We start from the raw sequence: 9,988 nt of genomic DNA, 5'->3' as shown, positions 1-9,988 counted from the left end.
TGAAGCCGCTTTGCCAGCTGGTCAGCAATTCCTGTAATCCCGCTTCGCTGAGCCGGCTGATATCCTGGGTCTGCAGCGTGGGGTGATGGGGTTCCGAGGTATAGCGCTGTTTCCAGCCGCTTCCTTCTTTAAGGTACTGCATCCGCAATACATCGTGGTAGCCTACCAGCGTTTTTAGCGCGGCTTCCAGTTGGATTGTTTCCAGTTCGGGTACACGGATCAAAAAGCTTTGGTTCCAGTGGCCCGGCTTTTTAAAGCTGCCCTTATCCACCTGGCTCAAAAACCATTCCTGTACCGGCAGCAGGCTTAGTTCGCCAGTGAGCTGGCCTTGTTCTGCTTTTACCGGTGATTGGCTTTGCCTGCTGCTCAGCAGGGCCGATAGCTTGCTGATCGTCCTGCATTCAAACAGGTCCCTTACCTGGCAGTTGTAACCCTGCTGCCTGATCCTACCGGATACCTGGATGCTCAATATCGAGTCGCCCCCGATACGGAAGAAGTCGTCTGTTACCCCTACCCGTTCCAGGCCCAGTACTTCCTGCCAGATTACGCACAGGGCCTGTTCTGCTTCTGTCTGTGGGGCCGTGTAGCTTTCTTCTCCCTGGGTCTGATCCGGCTCCGGCAGCGATCGCTTGTCCAGCTTCCCGTTTACGGTCAAAGGGAAACGTTCCAGCCACACATAGCTCACAGGTACCATGTATTCCGGCAGTTGGGCCGAAAGTGCTGCCATCAGCTCTTCCTGCAGCTTGTTTTCCCCTGTATAATACGCTGCCAGGTATTTGTGAGTTCCTTTTTGCTTTAACTGTACGCTGCTTTGCCTGATACCGCTTAGCCGCTGCAGCGCGTTCTCTATCTCCCCCAACTCTATACGGTAACCCCGAAGCTTTACCTGCTCGTCGTTCCTCCCCAGGTACTCCAGTTCTCCTGCCTTCGTCCAGCGTACTACGTCGCCTGTTTTATACATCCGCTCGTAGCCTGTTTCGGCGAAGGGGTTCGTTATGAACCTGGCGGCTGTTAGCTCCGGCTGGTTCAGATAGCCCCGCGCCAATCCTGCACCCGAAATGTATAACTCCCCGGGGACGTTTAGCGGTACGGGCTGATGGTACTTGTCCAGCACATATACACGCGTGTTCCAGATCGGTTTACCGATGCAGACTTTGTTTGCTGCTTGTGTTTCATAATAGGTTACGTCTACTGAAGCTTCGGTAGGTCCGTAAAGGTTATGCAGCCGGAAGTTTTCTTTTGCTGACAGCTGATACGTGCGGTCTACTACCGCCTGGCTCAGGGCTTCGCCACTGCAGAACAGCTGCCGGATGCTGCCGTTCAGCTTTTTATCGCTTTCTTCCAGGTAGCCTGCATAGGCCGAAAGCATACCCGGTACAAAGTGTAAGGTGGTTACCCCTTCGCTGCTTATCAGTTCGTCCAGGTAGCTGCTGTCTTTATGCCCTTTCGGACGGGCAAGAACAATGCGTGCGCCGTACCAGTTGGCCCATAACAGTTCCCATACCGATACATCGAATACATACGGGGTCTTCTGTAATACAACGTCTGATCCGTTCAGCGGGTACATGGCCTGCATCCACGCTATCCGGTTGACGATCCCTCCATGTTCTATCATCACCCCTTTGGGTTTACCTGTGGTACCTGAGGTATAGATCACATAGGCCAGGTTGGCTGCATTGCTGTACCTGGGCAGGTTCGTGCTTTCTTCTGTCCGGTAGAACGATTCGTTCAGATCGGTATAGATAAGCTGGTCTGCAGGAAGTTCCGGGTTGAGGTGCCGCTGCGTCAGGATCAGCTCGGCCCCGCTGTCGGTTAGCTGGTAGGCTATCCGCTCTTTTGGATAGTCCTTATCCAGCGGTACATAAGCGCCTCCGGCTTTTAACACGGCCAATATGGCTATCACCATTTCAAGGCTCCGCTCCAGCAGCAATGCGATCAGCGTGTCCGGTGGCATTGATGATCCTGTTCTGGTTTGGTAGGTTTTTCTGATATGTCTTGCCAGCGCATTGCTCCGTTCGTTCAGCTCACCGTAGCTTAGTGTTTGTCCTTCGTATACCAGCGCTGTGCTGCCCGGGTGTTTCGCCGCCTGATCCTCGAACATTCCGTGGATCGTTTCCGTATCCGGGTAAGGCTTTTCTGTAGTGTTCCAGGCTACTAATTGTAGTGATTGCTCGGAATCGCTGAGAACAGAATAATTCTTTAAAGAGCTTATTTTATTATTTATGCCATCGATCAGGCAATTTCTGAGAGATTCAACAAAGCGTTCAAAAAAATCAACATTAAAAAGCCGCTCTCTGAATTCAATTTTAAATTTAATCACATCGGCACCATGATCATCATAGGTAAGCCCGAGATCGTAAATTAAATTGGTTGCTATATCAAGGCCTACCGATTCGGTATCTAATAACTTTATGCCATTACTATTTAAATCAGACTGCGTAATACCGACATTAAAAAAGTTGTCGGTATTACCGTTTCCATGCAGTCGCTGGTCGTGTACAATATCTTTTAGCGAATAACCCTGGTGCGCTTTAACTTCCTTGCGTTGCACGCTTAATGCATTTAAAATATCATTCAGGCTATCATACTTATCAAATTCCAGTTTAAATGGAATATTATTAACAAAGCAACCTATAACATCCTTAAAACCACGTGGGCGAAAATCTATGGGGTATCCCAATAAAAAGCGCTCCTGGTTACTGTATTTATTAAGCGCTAATCCAAATATTGCGGATAGCACTATGAAAACAGTCGTTCTATTTTCTTTTGCAAAGGCGCTTAGCTGCGCAGTATCCGCGGCATCTAACTGAAAATAAATCAATTTCGCTTTGTCTATTAAAGGCCCATCTGTGTTACCGTGAGCTTCTGCATTCGAGGGCAGGCTAACTTTAAAGGGAATATCTTCAATAAAATCTAACCAGAACTTGCGGGCACTTTGTTTAAAGCTCTCATTAACTATCAGTTGTTCCTGCTCAATTGCCTGGGTAAAGGTAAATGGCACGCTTAGATCCAGGTCCTGGTGGTTATATAAACGGTTATATGCATTTTCTAACTGCACCTTGATCACGCGCCCGCAAATACCGTCTATTATAACATGGTGAGGTGTAAATATAAAATAATGCGTATCATCACTTTCGTCGGCGGTATTTAATAAGTAAAATCTTAATAATACATCGCTGGTTAGGTCAAAAGGTTTATTAATAAAATCTTCCAGCTGCTGCTTTAGTATTTTATCGGGGTTAAGCGTTAACTCTTTATAAAAATCATCAATGCCATAATCGCAATAGTAACACTCATTACCTAAAGCATTGAATTTGGCATGAACTACCTCGTTGGTTTTGATAAAGTGCTCGCAGGCTTTTTTAAAGTATTCTTTATTCAACCGACCGGTTATTTTATAAACCAGCGACATATTATAATTACTTTCATCAGGAGACAACGCCCATTCCAAGAAAAAACGCTTCTGCGACTCGGAAATTGGCAAACTATTGTTAGGTGTGATAAGGTTAAAGTGTTCCATTTTATTATTTAATAGACGTAGCTATAATAAATAACGTGCGTATTATCTATGCACATTTGGATTTAATATGGAACCGGAAAATTAAAATAATAAAATTTACCGGATAAGGCTACAGATTTTATTAAACAAGATTTAATTATAAAGCAATAAGATAAGTTTTGAGAAAATAGATGTATTTTCGGTAGGAAGATACATTATTTCTTTGGTTTCAAAGTAAAAATACTACAATTTCAAGTTTTTTTTGCCAATTTGTAATGTCTGCATTAAATGACGCTACGTGAAATTTTTAGTGTTCTTTTAATTTAACTCGCGATTAAACTTATATTTAAGCCATCCTAAACGTTTAGGTGCTTCTGCTTGGGTAATTGCGGCGCATAGGTAAAATGATTGCAGATATTTTTTGATATTAATAATTAACCGATAATATTTACCGGCAAAAACCTACTTAAACCTTGAATTGTTATGTTTGGAGAAGTATTCCTTAAAGACAATGTGGAAAACATTTTTAAGGTATTTGGTATTTGCGATAAAATATTCAACCCTGTACTTACCGTAAACGATCTGGGTATCTCCTACCGTACTATAAACAGTTGGGAAACCAGCGGACTGATGCTGCGCGAACGATCTAACAGCCGCAACTGGCATAAGTTTTCATTCGTAGATTTTGTGTGGCTTAATATTGTATATGAGCTGCGACAACTGGGCTTTCCGCTGAGCAAAATAAAAATGCTGAAAGATTTTTTAAATGAAAATATTGATGAGAAGGCGCTTTTTGAAGTAAAACGCCGAGAGGCGCTGATATCGTTAAACAGCGTTACGCTTGACAGGCTGGTGATGCTGCTTGCCGAAATTTTGCACAATAAAAACCATATTGCTTTGCTTTGTAACAAAGAAGGCGGCGTTTATATTTATAACGAACAATTGATAAAAGAAGATCGGTCTGCAGTTGATCTGGGGCAGTTAGCTTTTAATAATTTCGTTTCCATATCATTTACCGATATCATTATCAAATATCTCAATAACACGCGTATAGATGTTATAGAGGAAACCGGCATTGTTGACTACCGCTTTCTCGAAATTCTCATCGCACTAAGAGAAGGCACTATACAAGGCCTTATCTTTCAGCTACCCGAAGAAAAGAATATACAGATAGAACCCGCCTTATTTAATAAGTATCATGATTTTAGAAATGCCTGCTTACGATTGATGCTGACCGTTAGATTTGATAGTATAGTGGTTATTTAATGTACACACCAAATTATAACAAAACATTGTTGTTGGCTTTGCCCTATGCAGGTGCCAACAGTTACTGCTACAATTTTTTGACACCCCTGCTGCCGCCTGAAATTGAACTGGTAACATTAGAATATCCAGGTCGTGGAAATAAGAGTGATATACCGCTTATCAGCGACATGAAGTTGTTGGTAGCTAATTTGATAACCCAGTACCGTTTGCTGTTGCATAAATTGAAACCCGGCAAGGTGGTATTATACGGCCACAGCCTGGGGACGGTGATTGGGTTGGCTATGCTCCATGAGTTAAACAGACAAAAGGATTTGTTGTATCCTGCAATGGCAATCTTTTCCGGGCAGGGTTCGCCGGTTACTACACCCAAAAAACAACTACTTCATTTAAACGACGACGAACTGATAGATTATTTTAAAGAGATAGGCAGTTTGCGGGAAGAAATAGCGGCCGAAAAAGACCTGATGAACTATTTGTTGCCCATATTACGTAATGATCTGGCGTGTTATGATTCTACCAACAATGCCTATTCCGGTAAGCTGCAACTTCCTTTCACCATTATCAACGGCAACAACGATGATATTTTACCGGAGCATATAAACGATTGGGGCAAAGAAACTGAGGGGGAAACAAAATTTTATCAGCTTGATGGGCATCATTTTTTTATCAGCCAATATCCAGTTCCATTTTCGCGTATCATCATCAATGCTATTAATAGCCGCTAAAACAAAAGGGGCGCAAATTGCGCCCCTTTTGTTTTATTTTATAAAGCTGTCAGCGTTATTATTTAGCTGCTGCTTCTGTCTTTGTTTCCATTTTGCTTTTTAAAAACTTGGCATAGTACTCTTTTGATTTAACAGGATCAAAGTCAAGAAATGTACCGCCCGATTCAAAATGTAAAATAAATACTTTGCCTAAAGCATACGTAGATGCCGCTGCGAAACCCGGCATAGCAAGAATAGAGGTAATACCACCTATAATTGGAATGCTGCGTAACAGGCTTCTGCCAATACCGTGGCCCAATGCACTGGCTGCATAGCTTCCGGTAAGTGATGAAATGAGTGATTTACCCAGATTTGAACTAAAGCTAAAACCATAGATATCGCCTATTTTTTTAAGCATAGCCAATTGGATAGAGCTGATGGCTACAAAATCAACCAACGGCATTGGGATAACGCCTGCGGCGCCGGTCCATAACATGTAGTTTTGTACTACAGCTTCTGCATCTATCTGGTGTTCGCTAACGCCCTCTGCTCTCAGTTCGCCTGCTTTTCGGCCAAGTACTTTCTCTTCGTCATTTAAACGACGCTGTTGGGTGTGGTGTTCTGCGGTTTTTTCGCTCATTGTTTCTAGTTTTAAAGGTTAGCCAAATTTAGCCCCGTAGTTGGTAACGCACAAGTATAATTGCAGGTATTTAACCGTATTATACTCACCTGTATGATTTTACGCTATTAAGCGGCAATACAGAGTGTTATTGTTTCGGCTTGCTTAGCTGTTCCTTAAATAACAACAACAATATCAACGTTAATATGGGCGTAAGGATCAGGCTAATAATCATACATCCCCAAAATCCAACGCGTGTGTTTTGCCCCACGTAACCACATATGGTGGCCAAAATGAGATAAGCTAGAATAAACGTCATTTTTATGCTAAATAAGTTTTTAAAAATTAGTTAAAAGCAATGCACCGTTACTGCCCTGAAAGCAATATTGGCGTTTTTGAGTTAGCAGGTAATACAATAGTTTTGGCATTAGGCGATTTAGATAATTTTTCTAATGCTTCTATTTGCCTGAATCTTAAATAGTTTTCAGTAAGACCCTTACTGATTGTATCTTCTGATATCTTTATTGCCTGTGCCTCAAGTGTCTTGATTTTTCTTTCTTTTTCGGCAATACTTATCTTAAAATCATACTCCTGCGATAATTGCTCCTCCCGCAGCTTATTTTCAATTGATTCGGTAACGCGGTGCGGCAGTTGTATGTCTATGATCAAAACATCCGATATCTTGATCGATCCATCTGCCACCCTATCCAGCGAGTTTTGGTTGGCCTGAACTTTTAACTGTCTCAGTTTTGACGAATAAATTTCCTCCGGATCCATTGCAGACATACGCTCTCTTACTGCATAAGCCACCTCTGGTTTCACAAAAACCTTTTCATAATTTGGCCCAAAGCGCGACAAAATTGTCGAGAGGCTATCTTTAATAGGATAATACCGGTAATTTACCCTAATATTTACGTTCACCCCGTCTCGCACAAGCACAGAAAGCGTGTCGTTAACAGCCTGCTCTCTTACGTTAAACTGGTAGCTGGTATTCCAGGGAAGGATAAAATACATGCCTTCGCCATAAGTTACGTCGGTATCTACTCCCCCTTCAAAAGGTTTAAATATTACTGATGCCTGTCCGGGTCCGTTAATCATAACAATCCGGTTATAATAAATTACAAATACCAGTAAAAATACCAGCAACGCAATTATTATGTTAGTTTTTCTTTGAGTCACTGTACTAAAATTTATAATCAAACTTTAAATTCGTTGAATTTGCCATACTCCATTTTATATATCTTATCGGCCTTGTTAAAGTATTGATCGTCGTGCGTAATGGCGATCACTGTTTTGCCTTGCGATTTAAATTCGGGTAACAGGTCGTTATAAAAATACTTTCTGAACTCGGGGTCCTGGTCTGCGGCCCATTCATCAAATACCAGCACGTTCTTGTCTTCTAACAAGGTGGCTATCATTGCCAGCCTTTTGCGTTGCCCGGTAGACAGGTTTAAGTGGGTGAAAGCGCCATCTTTGTAGCCCGTTTTGTCAGACAGTTCCATCTGTTTCAACAACCGGAATACATTTTTCTCTTTCACATCTTTAACGCCGTATAATTCAGAAAACAGGAAAAAGTCTGAAAAAATAACACCAAACAATTCCCTGTATTCGCGGATATTGTCTTCCGTTATTTGCTCACCATCAATAGAAACAGTACCGTTATCGGGCTGGTACAAGCCGGTTAATAACCTAACCAAAGTAGATTTACCGCTTCCGTTTCCGCCAACAATAAAAATTGTTGAGCCTTTATTAATTTCAACATCAATAGGCCCTATGGCAAACTGTTCTTTCCCAGCGTGGTCATAGTAAGCAAAATGCAAATGGTTTAATTGTATAGCTTTAAAATCGTTAAAAACTTCATTCACCACTATATCTTCCGCATGGCCAAATGCGTTCTTTTTAAGGCGCTCTTCCAACTGATCCAGGTTAAAAACGGCAACCGTGGCGCGGTTCACCACATCAAACGTGGCAACGGCCTCGCTCAACGGGATTATAATAAATAGTATGGTAGGTGTTATCTTGGCCAGGTCCTTCAATACGCTGCCATCTAACACAGGCACCACAAACACCATTGTGCATAACAGGGCATAAAAAAATGCCTGCGCAAAAACAAAGTAAAAGGATATTTTGGCCGATGTAATGGTCTTTTTCTCTTTCAGCTTTTTAGCAACAGATTGCAGTTTGATGTCAAAAAGGTTTTTCTTTTTTTCCTGGTGAAGTTTTATTTCTTTGAACCCACCGGTTACCTCGTTAAGTGTTTCAAAATAAACGGTTTCTAAGTCTGTGGCCTCGCCTATTTCCTTTTTAATCTTATTGCTGTTGATAAAGTAGTTTGAAATAGCAATTGCTACCATCACAATGGTAATAAATAGCGCGGTTGTATTCAGAAAGCCCAGGTAGATCAATGCAAAAAACACCAGAACTGCCGACTGTATACCATTGGCAATGAGCGATGAAGAGCTGCTTATCTCGTTAGTATCTTTAGTAAGCCGGGTGTATATCTGGGCGTGGCCCAACTCTTCAAACTCCTGCAGTTCGGTATTGATCAGGTATTTTACTATCCTTTCGCGCACATTGTATACCACGGTTTCGGCAAAAACAGCTGTAAGTTTCTGCGCCCGGCTTTTAGTGAGCACATAAATAAGGTATACAATAATAGCTATCAGTATAAGCTGTGTATTATAGGAATGCTCTACAATTTTTGAGGTAGAATAGTTGATAACGGCCAAAAGCGCCGCGTTAGCCAAACCGGAAATTGCGGTCATAGCCAGGATGGTTTTATAGAGTTTCCCGTCCGACTCTCTTTTGATAAAGTTAATTAAAACCTGATAGTTCATATGTAGGTCTCTCGTCAGGCTACGTGGTAGGTTACGCCCCCCTCAGAAATGATAAATGGTATGGGTTGAATATTATCATTTCAAAAATAATAATATTTTTAACAATGTTGTTAGCAAATCTATCATTTTAAAGCAGTTACAGAGGTGTAACGGCGGGTTTTTATAAAAAAAGCTCCCCTGCCTAATACATATCTGACATATATAGCTGGAATGCACGTGTTTGCCTTGCACCGAGCTTAATTTGCGCTTGGGTTAATTAGAAATTACATCTTGATTATATGCCTATATTTGGCGGTATAACATTTAATTAAGGTTATTTGAATACGCCCGGCCCATTATTGGTTTTAGATGCACAGATAGCGCAGTATTTTACTGATGTTTTTATAGATGACACGTTGCTAACTGCTGCAGAAAAGGCAATTGTTGCCGGCGCAGCAAAAAAACGTATCCGCGATTTTAGCACCGGCCGCTTCTGTGCAAAACAGGCGCTTGCCCAATTCGGGTTAAAAAACATTGAGCTATTGCGCGTTGAAGATAAACAACCCCTTTGGCCGCCGGGATTTACAGGGTCAATAAGTCATGCCAATGATTTTTGCGGTGCAGTTGCCGTTAATACCAACATTTTTAAAAGTATTGGCCTTGATATTGAAAAAATAGGCAGCATAACCGAAGAGATGTGGCGGATGCTTTATACGGAACAAGAGTATCTGCTTTTGGAAAATGACTTTAAAAACGAACAGGATATTTTTGCTATGCTGTTGTTTTCTGTTAAGGAAAGTTTTTATAAGCTGCAATATCCATTGACGGGCCTTTTTCTTGATTTTACAGATGTAAATTTAAAATGGGACGGCTTAAGTTTCATACCCGAGTCGGAACTGTTAATAGGGAATAATGCCATAGACCTAAGCCAGGTGCGCATACAATGGCTAAAACATAATGACTATATAGTAAGCCTTTGCTATATACTTAAATAGTCGTGCTTTAAGGGAAAACAAAAAGCCTGTAAATTATATATTTACAGGCTCAAATCGTCCTAACAAAATACGCAATTATGAAGTAGTTA

At 41.7% G+C, this 9,988-nt stretch carries 7 protein-coding genes; 3 read left to right on the top strand and 4 right to left on the bottom strand.

Features of this window, described 5'->3' with window-relative positions; all coding sequences use genetic code 11:
• Positions 1–3,520: non-ribosomal peptide synthetase (locus ACFQZS_RS04090; protein ID WP_377097543.1), on the bottom strand; the 3,520-nt coding region annotated here is incomplete at its 3' end.
• Positions 3,521–3,982: 462 nt separating this feature from the next.
• On the opposite strand from ACFQZS_RS04090, the gene ACFQZS_RS04085 reads away from it, so the two are divergent.
• On the top strand, positions 3,983–4,765 hold the full coding sequence (locus ACFQZS_RS04085; RefSeq protein WP_377097541.1) for a helix-turn-helix domain-containing protein: 783 nt from the start codon (positions 3,983–3,985) through the stop codon (positions 4,763–4,765).
• Complete coding sequence (locus ACFQZS_RS04080) at positions 4,765–5,490, top strand: thioesterase II family protein (protein ID WP_377097539.1); 726 nt, start codon at positions 4,765–4,767, stop codon at positions 5,488–5,490. The genes ACFQZS_RS04085 and ACFQZS_RS04080 overlap by 1 nt, the downstream gene beginning before the upstream one ends.
• A gap of 58 nt (positions 5,491–5,548) precedes the next feature.
• On the opposite strand, the gene ACFQZS_RS04075 is transcribed toward ACFQZS_RS04080, so the two are convergent.
• The 3 genes from ACFQZS_RS04075 to ACFQZS_RS04065 all read right to left on the bottom strand — a co-directional run bounded on the left by ACFQZS_RS04075 (position 5,549) and on the right by ACFQZS_RS04065 (position 8,925).
• The gene (locus tag ACFQZS_RS04075; RefSeq protein WP_377097537.1) at positions 5,549–6,109 is read right to left on the bottom strand and encodes a YcjF family protein; all 561 of its coding nucleotides are present in this window, start codon (positions 6,107–6,109) and stop codon (positions 5,549–5,551) included.
• Positions 6,110–6,454: 345 nt separating this feature from the next.
• A complete protein-coding gene (locus ACFQZS_RS04070; RefSeq protein ID WP_377097535.1) occupies positions 6,455–7,267 on the bottom strand; it encodes a prohibitin family protein in 813 nt (270 codons plus the stop codon).
• Positions 7,268–7,284: 17 nt separating this feature from the next.
• The gene (locus ACFQZS_RS04065) at positions 7,285–8,925 is read right to left on the bottom strand and encodes a cyclic peptide export ABC transporter (protein WP_377097533.1); all 1,641 of its coding nucleotides are present in this window, start codon (positions 8,923–8,925) and stop codon (positions 7,285–7,287) included.
• Between the two features lie 317 nt (positions 8,926–9,242).
• On the opposite strand from ACFQZS_RS04065, the gene ACFQZS_RS04060 reads away from it, so the two are divergent.
• On the top strand, positions 9,243–9,899 hold the full coding sequence (locus tag ACFQZS_RS04060; protein ID WP_377097532.1) for a 4'-phosphopantetheinyl transferase family protein: 657 nt from the start codon (positions 9,243–9,245) through the stop codon (positions 9,897–9,899).
• The last annotated feature ends 89 nt before the right edge of the window (positions 9,900–9,988 follow it).

Origin of the sequence: Mucilaginibacter calamicampi (genome assembly GCF_042676765.1) — a bacterium.
GTDB lineage: Bacteria > Bacteroidota > Bacteroidia > Sphingobacteriales > Sphingobacteriaceae > Mucilaginibacter > Mucilaginibacter calamicampi.
Note: the sequence above shows the minus strand (reverse complement) of the source record. Positions and strands in the feature narration are given on the sequence as shown.